This window comes from Pedobacter antarcticus (assembly GCF_900112985.1).
In the GTDB taxonomy this organism is placed as follows: domain Bacteria; phylum Bacteroidota; class Bacteroidia; order Sphingobacteriales; family Sphingobacteriaceae; genus Pedobacter; species Pedobacter antarcticus.
In genome coordinates, this window is record NZ_FONS01000006.1 from 237,228 (window position 1) to 254,779 (window position 17,552).

The 17,552-nt window shown below is 42.4% G+C and carries 15 protein-coding genes; 4 read left to right on the forward strand and 11 right to left on the reverse strand.

Annotated features, from left to right (window positions below):
* Positions 1–37 precede the first annotated feature (37 nt).
* The 10 genes from BM192_RS14065 to BM192_RS14110 all read right to left on the reverse strand — a co-directional run bounded on the left by BM192_RS14065 (position 38) and on the right by BM192_RS14110 (position 10,188).
* A complete protein-coding gene (locus BM192_RS14065; RefSeq protein WP_051759652.1) occupies positions 38–1,183 on the reverse strand; it encodes a serine hydrolase domain-containing protein in 1,146 nt (381 codons plus the stop codon).
* Between the two features lie 88 nt (positions 1,184–1,271).
* On the reverse strand, positions 1,272–1,760 hold the full coding sequence (locus BM192_RS14070) for an FKBP-type peptidyl-prolyl cis-trans isomerase (protein ID WP_037438758.1): 489 nt from the start codon (positions 1,758–1,760) through the stop codon (positions 1,272–1,274).
* A 71-nt stretch (positions 1,761–1,831) separates the two neighbouring features.
* Positions 1,832–2,479, reverse strand: a complete 648-nt coding sequence (locus BM192_RS14075) for a DUF6266 family protein (RefSeq protein ID WP_037438710.1) — start codon at positions 2,477–2,479, stop codon at positions 1,832–1,834.
* A 21-nt stretch (positions 2,480–2,500) separates the two neighbouring features.
* Entirely contained in the window at positions 2,501–3,124 is a 624-nt protein-coding gene (locus BM192_RS14080) for a DUF6266 family protein (protein WP_037438708.1), read from the reverse strand.
* Between the two features lie 334 nt (positions 3,125–3,458).
* On the reverse strand, positions 3,459–4,403 hold the full coding sequence (locus BM192_RS14085) for a glycerophosphodiester phosphodiesterase family protein (protein WP_037438706.1): 945 nt from the start codon (positions 4,401–4,403) through the stop codon (positions 3,459–3,461).
* A 5-nt stretch (positions 4,404–4,408) separates the two neighbouring features.
* Positions 4,409–5,008 (reverse strand): histidine phosphatase family protein, encoded by a 600-nt coding sequence (locus tag BM192_RS14090; protein ID WP_037438704.1) that lies wholly within the window; start codon positions 5,006–5,008, stop codon positions 4,409–4,411.
* Complete coding sequence (locus BM192_RS14095; RefSeq protein WP_037438702.1) at positions 5,001–6,455, reverse strand: FGGY-family carbohydrate kinase; 1,455 nt, start codon at positions 6,453–6,455, stop codon at positions 5,001–5,003. The genes BM192_RS14090 and BM192_RS14095 overlap by 8 nt, the downstream gene beginning before the upstream one ends.
* A gap of 1 nt (position 6,456) precedes the next feature.
* Positions 6,457–7,905 (reverse strand): FGGY-family carbohydrate kinase, encoded by a 1,449-nt coding sequence (locus tag BM192_RS14100; RefSeq protein ID WP_037438700.1) that lies wholly within the window; start codon positions 7,903–7,905, stop codon positions 6,457–6,459.
* A gap of 4 nt (positions 7,906–7,909) precedes the next feature.
* Positions 7,910–8,887 (reverse strand): 2-hydroxyacid dehydrogenase, encoded by a 978-nt coding sequence (locus BM192_RS14105; protein ID WP_037438698.1) that lies wholly within the window; start codon positions 8,885–8,887, stop codon positions 7,910–7,912.
* Positions 8,888–8,907: 20 nt separating this feature from the next.
* The gene (locus BM192_RS14110) at positions 8,908–10,188 is read right to left on the reverse strand and encodes an MFS transporter (protein ID WP_037438696.1); all 1,281 of its coding nucleotides are present in this window, start codon (positions 10,186–10,188) and stop codon (positions 8,908–8,910) included.
* Positions 10,189–10,622: 434 nt separating this feature from the next.
* Here BM192_RS14110 and BM192_RS14115 point away from each other — a divergent pair, with 434 nt between their 5' ends.
* The 4 genes from BM192_RS14115 to BM192_RS14130 all read left to right on the forward strand — a co-directional run bounded on the left by BM192_RS14115 (position 10,623) and on the right by BM192_RS14130 (position 16,888).
* Complete coding sequence (locus BM192_RS14115; RefSeq protein ID WP_051759650.1) at positions 10,623–13,757, forward strand: SusC/RagA family TonB-linked outer membrane protein; 3,135 nt, start codon at positions 10,623–10,625, stop codon at positions 13,755–13,757.
* A gap of 11 nt (positions 13,758–13,768) precedes the next feature.
* Positions 13,769–15,169, forward strand: a complete 1,401-nt coding sequence (locus tag BM192_RS14120; protein WP_051759648.1) for a RagB/SusD family nutrient uptake outer membrane protein — start codon at positions 13,769–13,771, stop codon at positions 15,167–15,169.
* Between the two features lie 60 nt (positions 15,170–15,229).
* A complete protein-coding gene (locus tag BM192_RS14125) occupies positions 15,230–16,000 on the forward strand; it encodes a DeoR/GlpR family DNA-binding transcription regulator (RefSeq protein ID WP_037438694.1) in 771 nt (256 codons plus the stop codon).
* Between the two features lie 123 nt (positions 16,001–16,123).
* A complete protein-coding gene (locus tag BM192_RS14130; protein ID WP_037438692.1) occupies positions 16,124–16,888 on the forward strand; it encodes a DeoR/GlpR family DNA-binding transcription regulator in 765 nt (254 codons plus the stop codon).
* A 36-nt stretch (positions 16,889–16,924) separates the two neighbouring features.
* On the opposite strand, the gene BM192_RS14135 is transcribed toward BM192_RS14130, so the two are convergent.
* Positions 16,925–17,518, reverse strand: coding sequence for a DUF1543 domain-containing protein (locus BM192_RS14135; protein WP_037438689.1), 594 nt, complete (start codon positions 17,516–17,518; stop codon positions 16,925–16,927).
* Positions 17,519–17,552: the final 34 nt, after the last annotated feature.

Genomic DNA, 17,552 nt, shown 5'->3' on the forward strand with positions numbered 1-17,552 from the left:
ATATTCTTCGGGTTTAAACTATTAACAAATTTAAACATTATTCCAAGAGGTTTCTGTAAAGACTCCACGCTACTTGTTGCAAAAATGGATTCAAACCATCTACCTCGTCTACATTACAGCCATTAGTTACGGCCACGATACCGAACTGTTCCTCAGGTTGAAACATCATCATACTATAAAGACCGTAAGCCGATCCGGTGTGCCCTTTAAGTACCTTACCTGGTATCACATCCCTTCTGGTCATTAAAGCCAGTCCATAATGATCTGAGAAGGGAACTTCAGTCTGCATAATTTTTTCACTTTCCGGCGAGATGATAATCCCTCCGGGATATTTCCCTTTGTTCATGTGCATAGCCATATACGCCGCAAGATCCGGAACCGAAATCTTCATTCCTCCGGTTGGAGAAAATACTGGTGTGTTATATCCCTGAATGTAGGTGCTGATCTCTTCTGTACGCGGATTATATGCGGCGGGGGCTGCTAAAAATTTCCGGGAAACACTATCGAACTCGTATAGCGTAGTAAACAGGTTCTTATCCAGGGAGTCAATGTTGTAACCTCCCTTAATTTGAAGTGGGCTAAGAATATGATTCTGGATATACCGGTCAAAACGTTCGCCCGAAACCTTTTCTATAACGGCACCAGCCATATTAAAATTGAGATTGCAATAAGCATAACCTTTGCCGGGTTCATACGCATCATAACAGTTCTCCCAATCCGGATTCTTTTCCGGGTTGATAATATCAAAGTTGAAATATCCCTGACTATCATTAATACTGGAGGTATGGGATAAAACCATCCGCAGTGTAATTGGGGTTTGCGGAAATTTCGGATTTCTCAGGCGGAACCCTATGAGCTCGCCAAAATCGGCATCCAGTGAAACCTTGCCCGATTCAACAAGCTGCATAATTGCTGTAGCAGAGAAAGATTTGGAAATTGATGCGATTCTGAAAAGGTTATTCATTGCCAGACTGGTTCCGGCCTCTCTGCTTTTCAGACCAAAAGCATGCTGATAGATAATTTTACCACTTTTCACAACAGCAACGTTAAGTCCTATTGCCTGAAACTTTAGCATTAGTTCCTGCAGCTCTTTTTCTACCGGCTTAGATTGTGCAGCCAGCTTCTGCGCAGCAATAGAAAACAGAATGATGCTGGCAAGGGTGCAAATAGAAATACGGTTCATATCAAAACAATTGTTATTGAAGGTACCGGATTTAATGCAGTTTACAAAGCCGCCTGAACGAGGCAGGCGGCTTTGTTATTTTTTAATTCTAGTTATTAATTACATCATCCAGGTGAACGGTAAAATCCAGCACAGAGCTAGGTGGAATGGATCCCGCTGAAGAGTTACTATAACCATATTGAGACGGTATTAACAAACGGATCTTACCACCTTTTTGAATCAGGGGAATGCCTATCTGCCAGCCTGCAATTACTCTTCCGAGCGTAAATGATATCGGCGTGCCTTTTGATTTATCGAAAACAGTTCCGTTTAATAAACGTCCTTCGTATTCAGCGGAGACTTTGGTATCAATGGTATACTTTACATCACCTTCACCCGGATCAATAATCTGGTAGAAAACTCCGGATTCATGTTTTATTGCCGGAATCTCATTCTCCGTAATAAACTTACGAATTAACGTCGTGTCGGTGATAAACTGTCCGGCATGATCGAAATTATCGACAGCACCGAACTTTTTACAGGATGCGAAAGCTGCTGTTATAACCAAAAACAGCAACAAGTATTTAATCTTATTCATTGTTCCAAATATAGCAATTTTATCAAATTGCTTTCCGGGAAGAACCTGATTAACCAAAAAAGCAAGATGCATTAGCGAATGACAGTGTAATTACCTGTATAAAAAGACGACGAGACTTCTTTTCCACTTTCCGAAATTACAAACACCCAGATATGAAAATTCAGATCTGACATAAATTCAGGCAGCTGTAAACTGAGTTCACAGTCCGATCGTTTACCCGCAGATTCCTGCAGGTATGAAATTTCTTTTTCCTGATTATAAAAGAGCAGACAAACCTGATCTTCCCCGGAAACACCCGATTGCAGATATCTTTGCTCAAGCCAGGTGAGCTGCATAAAATTCCCTTTTAATGCAGTTACTTGTGTCTCATACAGACAATCCAGCTCTCCGTCAGCTATCAGAACCTTTGTATAATCCATGAGGACACCTCCTTCGGTATGCTGAAAGATATTGCGGAGAAAATTTCCTATTGCCCGGTTTTGTACCGTCATACTGGTTTTTCTATCCCTGTAACCCAGGGATATTACCGCTCTGACCTGACTGAGAAACCTCGTAGCCAGAATAAATTTCTCTTGTTGAAGCATTTGACTGGCAGAGGCTTTTAATTTCCTTTTCCCAGGCCTGCGTTTTACAACAGGAATGCCACGCCTCTGGTAAAGTACCAGCTCGCCTAATTTACCTTCAATGCGGCCAAGCTGACCAGGTATATATTTTGCCATTGTGATTCCTTTAAAATTATTTTACCAGATCAGACGCCCTGTATAAACACTGTCAGAAACAGTCTTATGATTAGAAGATATAAATGTTAAATAGGTTTCAATTACCCTTGGTATTGCAAATTTAAGCGGTATAAAGATCTGCTTGCCCTCATTGCGGTTTGCCCCGCTTAAAATAAATTCAGCTTTCTTGATTTCCGGGAAGTACACCAACAACATTACTTTATCATTCCATAACATCCCATTCCGCGTATTCCCAGGATTCCAGCTGTATTCCAGACGATCTTTTTCGACCTTCAATTCCAGGTTATCTACCGGCGGCAAATCTCCCTGACTGAGGCAGAGTGAGCTGAAATCTATCTGCTGTTCGGGGTATAAACCTCTTATCGCTTCTTTTCTGATCCGGGAACTTGCAATATTCCAGGCATTGTCCTTCTTTAGGGCCGCAGCAGGTTCAAAAGTAATTTCTATGAAATCCTTTACTGTTTTCAGAAACGCTGTACTGATCCGGGTAGCCTCACGTACCGCCAGCTGCCCGATACTTTGTCTATCTTTAAATAAACCGACACCCCGGGTTACTCTTTTATTGTTTAGCATATAACTAACTGTTCTTGCAGATTCAGTTATTGTTTTATTTTGTTTTGACATGTCAACTCCATAAGAAGGTTAAATTTTAAAGATAATTATTAACCCAATATAATTATTATTTATTTAAAGTTCATAATAAAACGGAATTTATTTCTTTATTAGACAGGGTTGATATACCCTTGCGATACCCTTGGTATACCCTTCCTTTACCCAAACGGTATACCAAGGGTATCGCAAGGGTAAAGGAAGGGTATGGCAAGGGTATCGCAACCCCGAAGGAATGCAAAACAGTTACAAATTGAAAAAAACTCAAAATTAACCTTTAATTATAAAAGAAAAGGAGCAAAGCTTTTTAAACATTGCTCCCCAAAAATTAAATACAAATAGATATTTTCTATTTTTTCCGCGTAATATACCGCTGTTGATGACTGGATTCAGGAATCATTTTACCTATCGCTTCTGCAACCTCAACAGGCAAATCAGATTCCAGAATATCTGCGCCCTGCTTAAAAGTATCTCTGAAATGCTCAGCTCTGGATGCGGCATCAGGAAGTTTATCATAGGTCGGTGCGGATGAGATCATACACATCACACCTTTAGCGTGGAGCAGATCAAACAGTTCTTTATTTTCGGGTTTATTCTCAGGACCGATGTAGGCAATCATATTCTCCCATGGAATACCAGCAGCCTGATAGGCATCAAAAGCTTCTCTGGTCTTTACAAAAGCAGAAAACATCCGGTTAGGGTTGTCCATATAATAAAATGCCGCTTGCTGTGCATCATGAACTGTCACCATAATAACCTCATTTCCAACCTCTTTTAAAATCCTCGCGGTCATAGCCAACGGAACATCTTTTTTATCCAGATTAAGAATAGTTTTACCTTTGCTCCAGGCTATAGCTTCCTTAAGCGTAGGAATTTGGTCAGTAGTGATATTCCCCTCGGGATCTTTTAACCGAAACTGCTGCAGTTCTTTGTAGGTATAATCAGCTACCTTGCCCTTGCCAGTCGTGGTCCGGTCCAGGGTCGCATCATGCATCAGAACGACTACACTATCTTTGGTTAACCGCGGGTCTATCTCATAAAAAGCTGGCGTATGCTTTAATGTGTTAGTAAAAGTCGAAATTGAATTTTCCGGGAATCCCTTAATCATGCCACCCCTATGTCCACTAATGATCGGTCTGTTATTGCCGGTATATTTAAAAAAATCGCGCAGTTCCGCGGCATCTTTTATTTTAAGTTCATAACCTTGCTGTGCCTTTGATTCTGTACTCCATGCAACTATAGCAGAAGCCACTATAAAGAATGTACATTTTTTAATCGCCTGTTGGATAATCATATCAATTAGATTTTACTGTTTAATAATTTTAGTGAGAATTCCCCTTCTCCGGAAAGACTGAATAAAGTCACCGCAGAATTTTCCTGAACAATCCTTCGGTAATTTGCAAGCGGCATACCCAACTGAGCAGCCAGGTAGAGGCGGTTTATCCCGTTATGCGCTACAACGAGAACATTTCCATGCCTATACTTACCAAGAATCTCCTGGAAAAAATCAGCTACCCGAAAGACTACTTCAGCTGCATTTTCACCGGTTTGGCCAGCACGGGTTAGCTCCGGATTTAAAACCCATCCAGCCCAGATTTCAGGATCTTCGGCAATAAATTCTTCTCTGGTTTTACCTTCCCATAATCCGAAATCCAACTCAATCAATCTTGCGTCTTTTGTTACCTGATCTGAGCCAGAGGTTATACATGCTGTATAATAAGCCCTCTCTAATGGAGATGAATAAACAGCGTCAAAACTGATACTTTGCAGCTGCTGCCTTACTGCCTCCGCCTGCTGCCTGCCTTTTAACGTTAAGCCAATATCGGTACGTCCGCAATACCGGTTACCATCAGCATTGTAACTGGTCTCACCGTGTCGTAATAAATAAATGTTAAGCATAGGTTTCTTCTTTACTGATATAGCCTTCCGCTACCATCCTGTTTAAAAAAAGTTGATAATTTTTCTGATAGGCGGCCACCAATACAGGATCTGGTAATACCAGTCTGTCTATCGCAGTCATCGCCTGTACAGAGGTTTCGAGATTTGTAAACACAGTTCCTGATGCAGCCAGTATTGCTGCACCAACAGCGCCGGAAACTTCCTTCATTTTATAGATTGGAAGATTAAGCACACTACTTCGTATTTTAAGCCAGATTTGACTGTTACTCCCACCCCCTGCTGTATAAACAGCATTTATGTCCTCTCCTGTTAAGTGCTTCATCATTGTCAGCGCGTACTTTTCCAGATAAGCCACACCTTCCAGATTGGCCGTAAAACTTTCCGCATCCGACAGTCCCTGCGGCTCGAAACCTGCCGCCTGAGGTGCAATCATCGGAAAACGCTCTCCACGCTGTCTCAGCGGATAGGCGATCAATCCGGTCGGAATAAGGCTGGCTGCTGCCTGATTAAGCCGGTCGAGCTGTTGGCTGAATTGCGTGGTAATCCAATCAGCACCTGTGTTACTCGCCCCGCCCGGCATCCAGTAACCTGCAGGATGACGGTGGTTATAAATCCTACCCTGCGAGTCATTAATCTCATTTTTAGTCACACCTTTAATTACCATCGTTGTACCGATTGTAGTATTCCAGTCTCCTGGTTTAACTGCGCCGGAAGCTATCTGAGACGCACAACCATCAGTCATTCCGGTTGTAACCTGCAGGCCTTCCGGCAATCCCAGTTCGCGGGCCACTGAAGTTTTAATACGACCGATAACCTGGCCGGACGGCACCACTTCAGGGAACCACTCTTTCCGAAGCCGTAGCTCTTTAAACAGATATGCCGGCCATTTTTCGGCTCGTAAATCGTAGCCAGTTTTAAGCGCATTGGTATAATCTGTAATATCCCATACTCCACTAAGCATTCCGGTTATATAATCTGAAGCATGTGTCCAGTGCATTAGCGCCTTACTTTTTTCAGGGTATGATTCCTGAAACCAGATAATTTTCGCTAGGGCGCTGGAACTATTAAATGCCTTAAAACCTTCCTTCACATTTTTTTGCGCAACTGCCGTACACCACTCCGCCTGTAGTACAGAGCGTTTATCGCTATACATGAGCGCATTATGCAAAGGCTTATGTTCCTTATCCAGGGGAATCACTGTCCCGGAAGTAGAGGTTACTGCCAGTGCGTTAACTTTAGACCACACCTCTGCATCTGCTTCTGCAGAAAGCACATTCAGACAATACATTACAGATTCCCACCAGACCTGTGGAGATTGTTCTTCCCTGGAGCACGTATTCAGCTCGAAAGATTTGGCCGCACTTGCTGAGAGTACCCCTGTATTGTTGATCAAAACAGCCCTGGCTCCCTGTGTGCCTACATCAATTCCTATAAAATACGATTCCATATTAATGCATAATTTCTATGAAAGAAGCCCTTGTTTTTTTCCATTCCTGGTATAGCTGCCTATGTTTCTCATTTTGCTGAGGGAGAGTCTCTTCCAATATAGACGACTCAGTTTCAGGCCGGCCTAAAGCCAGGTTACAAATAGCTACCCCACCAGCGACCGACGATTGAATAAAGTTTTCCCGTACTCTTACCTTCTTCTGGAGCAGATTTGCAAGAAACTGCCTGAGTAAGGAACTCTGAAAACCACCACCGCAAGCCCAAATATAGTCTGCAGTATGCGGTGTTACATGACAAAGACTTTTATAATTCTCAGCGATACTGCATGCGATATCCCAAAGGGTAGCCCAGACAAAACAACCTCTTGTCAGCGTATGTGAAACAGGTGCATCGAAAACGAAACCACCTCTTAAAAGTGGTGTTTTTTCATCCGCAAGCAGAGACCCTAAAGAAGCCATACATTGAATCTGACTAATCTCCGCAAGTTCTTTTTCAATCACCGGATAATCTTCGTTCGGGTAGAAAATTTCTTTAAGTCTTTGATAGTTAAGTCCCGTCACCCCTGCATTTGCCTCTAGTATAAAAAATCGTTCATCGGTATGGCGACTAGTCCAGGTACGCTGTTCTGTATCTGTTACGTATTTGCCTGTAATCTGAACAATTGGTGTAGTTGTACCAGACACCACTACAACGTCATTCTGCCTGGGCTTTGTGCTCATAATTGCCAGCTGTGTATCACCACCGCCAACGATAACTCTAGCCTCCCTCGAAATTTTTAACTTTACCGCCTGTTCCGGAAGGATTTTCCCAAGGTTGGTGCCCGATTTCATCAAGGCAGGCAGACAGTCGGGGCTCAGACCAAAAACACCGGATAACTCAACCGACCAGTCCCCAACCTCCACATCGTAAAGCAAAGTCTCAGAGGCCTGCGAATGTTCATAATGCAAGATCCCACTCAGTTTATACTCCACCCAATCACTAATACTTAAAAAAGTTTGGAATTTTTGCCAGACAGCTAGTTTCCTCTCTCTAATTCCGACAATTTTAAGTGCCGAAAATAAAGACGTAGGATAACGGCCGGTTAACTGATAGATCCGGCTTTTGTCGGACATTAGCGATTCCCATTCACGCCCCCGGTGATCTATATTTGGTAAACCGATCAGTGACTCCCCTGAAACTCCGATAAGCACGATCCCCTCGCGCTGGCTTGTCGCAGTCAAGGCAAGAATACTGACTTCACCCGCCTGTTTTAGCGCTACAGCAGACAATCTGATAATCTGCTCCCATAATTCATCTGGATTAAAACTCAGTGCTTCCAGGTAATCCGGATCTTTGTAGTTCTGCAGATCTTCGCGTGACACCCCAAGTAACTCACCTGTGGTCGAAGAAACAGCGACCCTGACATTTCCCGTACCAATATCTATAACAATATATGCTTCCTGATTTGCCATACCTTTAATGATTATTAGCTATGCTGTTATCGTCTTTTTGTTCCAGCCAGGTAATCAACTGCCTGTTGAGTATCTCGACATGATGATCTTCTACTTCGTAGGTGGCACCTGCAATATGAGGAGTAGCCAAAACCTGCGGCAGTTTGATCATCCGATAGTCTTTTTCGTCCGGCGGCTCATGATCAAACACATCCAAAACTGCCCCCCTGATTCGTTTATTCTCCAATGCTTCCAGCAAATCATCCCTATTTACCACGCTGGCCCGCGCAGTATTTACGAATATCGCCCCTGGCTTCATCAACGAGAGCAGACTTTGATCAATCATTCCTATAGTCGACTCGTTAACCGGAAGATGAATAGAAACAATATCACTCTCAGAAAAAACTTCTTCCAGCGTGCATTGCTGATATTTCCCAGTATCATCTTTCAGATACGGATCGTAAAAACGGATAGGACAAGGAAAATTTTCCACCAGGTTTGCAATTCGCTGACCGACGGCGCCAAATCCAACCATACCAATGGTTCTACCGGCAAGTTCATTTCCTTTAAACTGCAGGTATGAAGTATGCGCATCCTCTTTCCAATTCCCTGCTTCCAGCCAGCTTATACCGGCAAGCGTATTCCTCAGCAAGTCGATAACTGTTGCGATAAATAATTCTGCGACAGCCTGCGCATTCCTCGCCGGCGTAAAAAAAACAGGGATTCCATTTGCTTTGGCAGCCACAAGCGATACGTTTGATGGGGTACCTCTGCAAACTCCGATAAACTGCAAACCTGGATTCGCATGAATCACTTTTGCTGTGACATGATCATGTTCAATAATAATAGCCTCTGCCTGGTGAGCCAGAATTAATTCCATTAATTCATCTTCATCATGGGCCCTGCTGTTAGCTTTCCATGGTTTATAAATCACTTCGCCAAATTTTTCTGCCAGTAAATCCTGCCCTTTCTGATGATAAGGTGCGGTTATAAGTATCCTCATTCGTATAGTTTATTGTTTGTTTATTGAATCAATTCTGATGACGGACAATCCGCCGCTGTTCTTGCATTACCGGGAAGCGTTATGAATCTGGTTAATATAGCGCTCAGAAGATAAAGACCTGCCAGGATCCATACTACCCCTTCATCGCCCAGACTTCCGATAAATAATCCTACTATAGCCGGACCGACAAAAACCGCAAGCCCTGCTCCCAGGTTTAAAACTGCCATGGCAGCACCTTTATCTTTTTGTACCAGCGATGGTACCAGCGCAGACAAAGGGACATACCCTGCCAGCAGAGCTCCCCAGATTACCCCGCAGCCCATTACCATCCAGAAGCTTCCCCCGAACCACATGGGTGAATAGAAAAAAAGCAAAGTGGTTAAAGCACAACCAATCCCTCCAAACCACATAACCGTATTCCGCCATCCGCAGAAATCACCAACGAACCCGAAAATAAGATTGAAGGCTATGTTTGCAGTAAAGATTGTACCCCAGATCTGCAACCATTCGGTGGTACTGAAACCGTGAAGCGCCATATAGGTAGGCAGGAAAACAGGAAAGGCAAACTGAGCTGTTGTATTGATAATCCTAACGATTCCACCGAGCATCACCTTAGGTTCTTCCCGCATAATGGTTAAACCCCTGGCTAGTTCTTCGCTTTTACTGCGTCCTGACTTTTCTGCACCGGTACTAAATTTGTCCTTATTAAGAACAAGCGCAAAAAATGCACCGACAAGCACCCAGAATATTGAACTCCATAAGGTGTCCAGATAACCGAGATGACGGATAGCCCAACTGGAATAATAGGCCCCAAATACGTTCAGACCGCCAGTAAACACAAACCAGAACCAACCAACTGCCGAGCCTAGTTTACCGGAAGGGCTTCTGTATGTAATCCATACAAGAAAGGAGTAAGCAAATAGCGGATAACCAAATCCTCTAATCGCGTAAGTAAATAACATTGTACCGTAATTCAGGTCAGGCAATCCGTAACCTACAAAACCAGCAGTACCAATAATATAGAGCAGGAGCCCCATCAGCATAGTCCGCCGCGGACCAAAGCCCTCTGCAAGGACGCCCGAAAACCAGGACGAAATTGCTATGGTTACACCATAGATAGTGAAAAGGGAAGCTGACTGCTGCATACTGATTCCCCTTTCCAGTAAATAAGGACTGAGCCAACCTTGCTCTACCCCGTCACCCATCATAAAAATCAGAATTCCCAGGTATCCCCAGCTTAAATTCTTTGGTAAACCGATTCTGGATAGAAAGGGCTCGTTCCGGCTTTCAACTATGTTCATTTCAGATAAAATATTTGGTTTCTTATACTACACAGTGGAAGATCTTTACCATTGTGAAGTATAAACATAGTTATAAATTTAAATAAATTAAACTTTATAAAACAAAATAAAAGCAAAAATGCAATAAAAACAAGTTATCAGAGTTCACAAGCATCAACATAAAACATGCAAATTGGGTTCAAAAAAGCGGTTTAACAATTAAAACTAATCACTAAACTCTATATTACAGAATGTTAAGTGCATATTATTTTTACATTAAATATAAATAAACACAACTTTAATTAAGTTTAATATTCTTTATATTAGTTGAATAATAAATTTAAAAAGGTTTAAATTCGCTTATTGAATTAAAATAAAACCGAGAAAAAACACAAATCAGAGAAATACAAACACATATTAAACGCTTTAAATAACCAAATAAAACCAAATGTACGATGAGAAAATTTTATGTTTTACTAGTAGCTATGCTGCTACAGACGGGCGCCCTGTTAGCTCAGCAAAATGCCCAGGGCAGAGTCTCCGACAGTGAGGGAAATCCAATGCCAGGGGTATCTATATCAGTTAAAGGGAGCCCGCAAACAGGAACTGCAACGGCAGAAAACGGAACCTTTACCCTTCAGGTTAAATCAGGCACTATATTACTCTTTCGCATGATCGGTTATCAGACTCAGGAAGTCACTTTTAACGGGCAGTCCGGAATTGTTGTGCAGTTGAAAGATGAAAACACCAATCTCAATGATGTAGTCGTTGTCGGTTATGGCACAACGAGCCGCAGAAATGTAATTAGCTCCATAACCACCATAGACAGCAAACAGCTGGAAAATAAGCCGGTTACAAGTTTTGACCAGGCACTCGCCGGAAAAGTGCCGGGAGTGAATATCTCGCAAAGCAATGGTGCACCCGGCGGCGGGCTTTCCGTAACTGTAAGAGGAACAGGTTCCATCACTGGAGGTACAGATCCTTTATATGTAATAGACGGCGTTCCGTTATCCACAAACAACGGAGACCGGTTTAGTCAGGGGAATAATAACTTCAATTATCAGGTAAACCCATTAAATTCAATCAATCCTTCTGATATCGAGAACATTCAGATCCTGAAAGATGCCGCAGCTACTGCAATCTACGGATCAAGAGGCTCAAACGGGGTCGTGATTATAACTACTAAAAAAGGTTCGGCGGGCGCACCTACAATTAGTTTTAACGCTTATGGCGGCGTCTCCTCCCTTGCCAAAAAAGTCGACGTAATGGATGCCTATCAATTATCCAATTACACGAAACTGGCCAGAGACCTGAGCTGGATAAACAAAGATCCGCTAACCCACAAAGCTACCGACGCATTGTCACTCAGAAATATCGATGATCGTTACCCGGCTTATATGATTCCTTATATCAATGGAGAAACCGGATTAAACAACACAGACTGGCAAGACGAATTTTACCGGAAAGCTGCAACCCAGAATTATGATCTTTCTGTGAGCGGAGGTAACGAGAAAACAAGGTATTTTATATCTGCAAACTACATGGATCAGCAGGGAATAATTCCGAATTCCGGAATCAAAAAAACTGGCCTGAGATTAAATCTGGAAACCAAACTTAATGACAAACTAAAATACAGCATTAATCTGGCCCCTTCCTACATTGCTAACAATCTGGCCAGATCAGAGAAAAATTGGGGTGACGAAGGTCTGGTAATCGGTGTTTTAATGCAGCATCCACAATTACCGGCTTACAACCCGGACGGCAGCTACCAGGTGGACAGATTATTTGAAACGCTCTGGAGCGGAGAATCAAATGTCGTACAGTTTCAGAATCCGCTGGCACTAGCCAACCAGGTTGACAACAAGATGGACCAATACCGTCTTACATTCAGCAACAACCTGGAATATAATATCTTAAAGAATCTAAAATTCAAAACGACATTAGGAGGGGATTTTAGCCAGAACATCAGAACCTATTACCGGCCCAAATCACTGAGCTATAGAACGGAAAAAGCTCCTACAACTTATTTCAATTATGGATCTGTCTTTAATTCAAATTCTGTAAATATCCTGTGGGACAATACGGTAGAATATAAAAACACTTTTGCAGATAAACACGACCTGAATATAGTCCTGGGTACAAGTATGCAAAAAGAAACTAACAAAAATACGACTGCCGAAGGCCGTAATTTTGCCACCGATAATGTCAGAACAATTAACACTGCACAAGAACGATACAGTGACGAAGGGCAGCGGGAATGGAGCTTGCTTTCTTATTTCACACGTGCGTCCTACAGTTACCTGGGTAAATACCTGTTAACTGGTACTTTACGTGCCGACGGATCGTCTAAATTCGGAGCAAACACCAAATGGGGATATTTCCCTTCTGTGTCGGCAGGCTGGAGAATTTCCGATGAAAAATTCTTTAACAAGGGATTCATCAGTGAATTGAAAATGAGAGCCAGTTATGGTGTTACCGGTAATAACGACATTCCTTATTATGGTTCAGTCGCCCTGCTCTCTACTACCGGAAAATATACTTTTGGTGATGTCGTACAGTCCGGACTCTATCCCAATACAGCACCTAATGAAAACCTCTCCTGGGAAACAACCAAAACAATAGATGCAGGTCTGGATATTAATTTCGCTAAAGACTTCAGTTTTTCTGCTGATTATTACAATGCACATACCACAGACTTACTGCTGGACGTACCTGTACCATCTGCTTCGGGTTACAGCTCATCTCTTCAGAACATCGGAGCAATGAGAAACCAGGGAATTGAATTGATGATGGCAATGAACAAAACACTAAGCAGCCACAGTAATTTGTCGGTAAGTGTAAATTTCTCAGCCAACCGAAATAAGGTACTGGCCTTAGGCCCGGGTCAAAAGCAGATCATCTCCAATGGCGGCCTGACCGGATCGCATATTACCAGAATTGGAAATGCTGTCGGCGAATTCTACGGATACCAGGTACTGGGCAAGTTTGAATCTGCAGCACAATTGGGCAGCACCGCACAGTTCGGAAAACAAGCTGTCGGTGATTTCATTTATCAGGACACTAATGGCGACGGCGTGGTCAATGCAGATGACCGGGTGATCTTAGGAAACAACAATCCTGATTACCAGATCGGCTTGAATATTTCTTATAGTTATAAAAACTTTGATTTTTCTGCATCAGCCTACACAAAACAGGGCTTTCAGATCATTAACACCATGCACCGCTACCTGGCTGAAGCCTGGGGAAATAATCTTTCTGTTTACCTGAGTGATGCAGCACCACGCCCGGTCTGGGGAGTCGGTTCCAGCACTCACACACGTGCCTCGAGCTGGCAGATAGAAGATGCATCATTCATTCGTATCCGTGATATTAGCGTCGGTTATACTTTCGGCAAAGCTGTTACCGATAAATTGAGTATCGGCAGATTAAGAATATACACCGCATTCATGAATCCATTTACCTGGACCAAATATTCTGGTTATAACCCGGAAGTATCCAGCAATACAGGCAGCGCATTAACACCAGGCGAGGAATTTGGAAACTATCCGGTCAGCAGAACCAGTACCATCGGTCTAAACCTTACTTTTTAATCTAAATTATTATGAAATATCTATTTCCATTTTTACTGATTTTAACACTGGCTTCCTGCAAGTCTTATATTGATTTAAAACCGCTGTCAGAAAACAGCGTCGATAACTTCTATAAAACCGAGTCGGATATTAACCAAGGTGTTGTAGCTACCTACGACGGTATTCAAACATTGATGCGACCTGGATACCTGGATCATTTCGGAGAAGTTCGCAGCGACAATTCTTATAATTTCGCGACTACGCCGGTAGGTGGAGCATATGCAGATTTTGACAACTTTAATCTTACCTCTGCAAATACTTACCTGAATAATTTCTGGCATTCTTCTTATACCGCCATCCAACGTGCAAACATTGTGTTAAACCGTATAGACGCAATAAACATGGACGAAAACCTGAAAAGGATACGTAAAGGGGAAGTTAAATTTCTCCGTGCGCTGGCGTACTTCTATCTGGTCCAGATCTGGGGCGATGTACCCCTTGTTGTAGATGAAACTAAAGATCCGATGAGTTTTATTGGTCAGCAGCGTACCCCAGCTCAACAGATCTATAATCAAATCATTACAGATCTTGGAGAAGCAGCAGAAATGCTCCCTCAAACTTACAGTGCAACCGAGGAGGGCCGTGTGACCAAATCTGCTGCAGATGCCCTGCTCGCCAGAGTTTATCTTGTTCGTAAAGATTTCCCAAAAGTACTTGAATACACGAACAAGGTGATTAGTGCTGCAAAGCACACGTTGGATAAAGACTATAGTAACATTTTCCGCTACAGCGGCAAAAGTGATGAGGTCATCTTTAAAATCTCATTTAAATCCGGAACCAATTCAGAAGGATTCCCCTATTTAAACGTTAACCACGATTATAACAATACCGCGTCGAGAGACCTGATGGAGAGCTACAAAAATGACCCAAGACTAGCGGCGAATGTAAAGGAATCGGGTATCAAAACCTACTATAGTACCAAAATACACAATGAGAACGTGGGCGCAGATAATACAATTGATATTAAAATTGTTGTCCTTCGCTATGCAGACATCCTGTTAATGAAAGCCGAAGCGCTGAACGAAACCGGATTCCCAAATTCAGAGGCACTGAACTTATTAAACCAGGTGAGGACAAGGTTCACAGCAAATCAACCTATAGTTCAATCGCAATTATCCTCAAAAAAGGACTGGCAAAATGTATTGATGCATGAACGCCGGATTGAGTTTGCCTTTGAAAATCTGCGGTGGTTTGACCTGGTCAGAACAGATCTGGCTAAAGAGGTGATGACCGAAAAAAGATTTGGCGGAGACCGCACAAATTCCGCATCAGCTTTACCTTATACTTTCGCAGACCGCGATTTACTTTTCCCTGTTCCCCAGGTTCAGATAGATGCCAGCGGTGGCAGCCTGGCCCAAAATCCAGGATATTAAAAAATTCACGCCTGTTTCTTCTGGAACAGGCGTGCTTATTGATACTAATAATCAGATCGAATGAAAAACAGCACAGAACGGCATACATTTATCTTGCAAAGTCTTAAAGAATCCGGAAAAGTGAGCATACAGGAACTTATATATCTAATGGAAGTTTCAGGCGTGACGATTAGAAAAGACCTCAAGCTATTGGAAGATAAAAATTTACTTTTCCGCACACGTGGAGGAGCCTCAATTGACGATCTTTATGCTAATGAGCGGACCATTCATGAGAAGTCTTTGTTTCACCGGGAGCAAAAGATTGATATTGCCAAAGCGGCATTGGGATTGATTGGAAATCATGATTCAATTAGCATTGGCTCAGGAACAACAGTCTTCGAACTTGCAAGATGTCTTTATCCTCAAAAACCACTCACCATCATTACACCTGCATTAAAAATCGGTTTAGAATTAAGCAATCGACCTCATGTAGAAGTACTGCAACTGAGCGGACTGATCAGACCGAACTCATCTTCGGTTGCCGGTTTCTACGCGGAGCGCATTTTATCGGACATCTCCTGCAGCATGGTATTTCTCGGAGTAGATGGGATTGATCTGGATTTCGGATTTTCCATCACCAATCTTGCCGAGGCAGCACTAAACCAGAAGATGATTGACACTGCAGAAAAAGTTGTCATCCTGGCAGATAGTTCAAAGTTTAACAAACGAGGACTCGGAAAGATATGCGGATTCGATCAGGTACACTATTTGGTAACAGACCACCTGGCCCCTGCTCAAATGGTCAGACGGATTGAAGAAAAAGGCGTTAAAGTTATCGTAGCCACGGCATAATTATTGTTTTTTAAATTACATTTGTATCTAATTATTATGGAATTATCGAATTCTGGCATACTTCATCGTCTGGATCATAACCTGCAGGATAATTGATTTTGAAAAATTCATAAGCACCAAAACATGAAGAATATCACAGACAGACATGCATTTATACTTCAACAACTAAAAAAAAATGGTAAAGTAGGCATCATCGAACTGTCTGAGTTAATGGATGTATCGGGTGTAACCATACGTAAGGATCTGAAATTACTGGAAGAGAAAAATTTATTGTTCCGTACCCGGGGCGGTGGATCATTAAATAATCCCTATGCAGCTGAGCGTAATATCAATGAAAAAGAATTCATCAATAATGAAGAAAAACAAAAGATTGCAAAGGCCGCAGTTAAACTGATAGGAATAAATGACTCGCTGATTATCGGCTCCGGTACAACGGTTTTTGAACTCGCCAGATTTCTTCATCCGTCTAAACCCATTACCGTGATTACGCCTGCTCTAAAAGTGGGTTTGGAACTCAGCAACAGACCAAATGTAGAGGTACTGCAGCTCGGCGGGCTCATCAGACCAAACTCTTCTTCTGTAGCCGGGTCATATGCCGACCGAATTTTACAGGAAATATCTTGTGGCATACTCTTTCTTGGCGTTGATGGCATTGACCCTGATTTTGGATTCTCAATTACGAATATTGCCGAAGCTACGCTTAACCAAAAAATGATAGAAACGGCGCAGACACTGGTTATATTAGCAGACAGCACCAAATTTAACCGGAGAGGCCTGGGTAAGATCTGTGGGTTTGAGCAGGTCGACTATGTAGTTACAGATGATAAAGTCAGTGAAAGCATGGTAAAAATCCTGGAAGAAAAAGGCGTAAAAGTTATTATCGCCTAAAAAATATCAGAACTATTACGCTGCCGTCAGCTCCGGTTAAAGTTTAACCAGACTGCCCAGTTTCAAATATCCCAAATGAATTTCATCCTCTTTTAAGCCCTCAGCCGGTTGTAGCACAATCCGGTACTTTGCTTTCTGCCCCGGGGCGAGGATATCTTCAATTTGATAGAGATCGTCTACATCAACGCCATATTTATCATCGATATGAGAGGTAGCCCCTTCAAAATGATTCTCTTTAAAAAACAACGTATCCTTCGCAGTTCTGGAGGCCTCAGCCATACTATCCCTAACAGTTAGAATGGGGTAATGCTGTTCTTCAAATTTATTCCGCTGATAACCGCCAAGATTTATAAAGAATAATCTGGAATGCTGTTCTTCGGCCGGCTGCCCTGAATTTATTTGTATTGTGACTTTAAAACCTTCCACGGTATTTACTTCACGCCATGCATCTATATGGATTTTCTCACCTGCTTCCAACCAAAAGGCTTTAATTTCAGGTACCAGATCTTTCAAATGCGGAGCAATCCCGAAAAAGTAATCATGCTGTTCTACATGTCTCCCCGGAGCTTTTGAGCCTAATAAAATCATAAATAATTTATTTTCTGTATCTCTCGAAGTCTGATTTTCCATTTTTTAAATTGTGTTTTGAGTCTGTATAACAGGG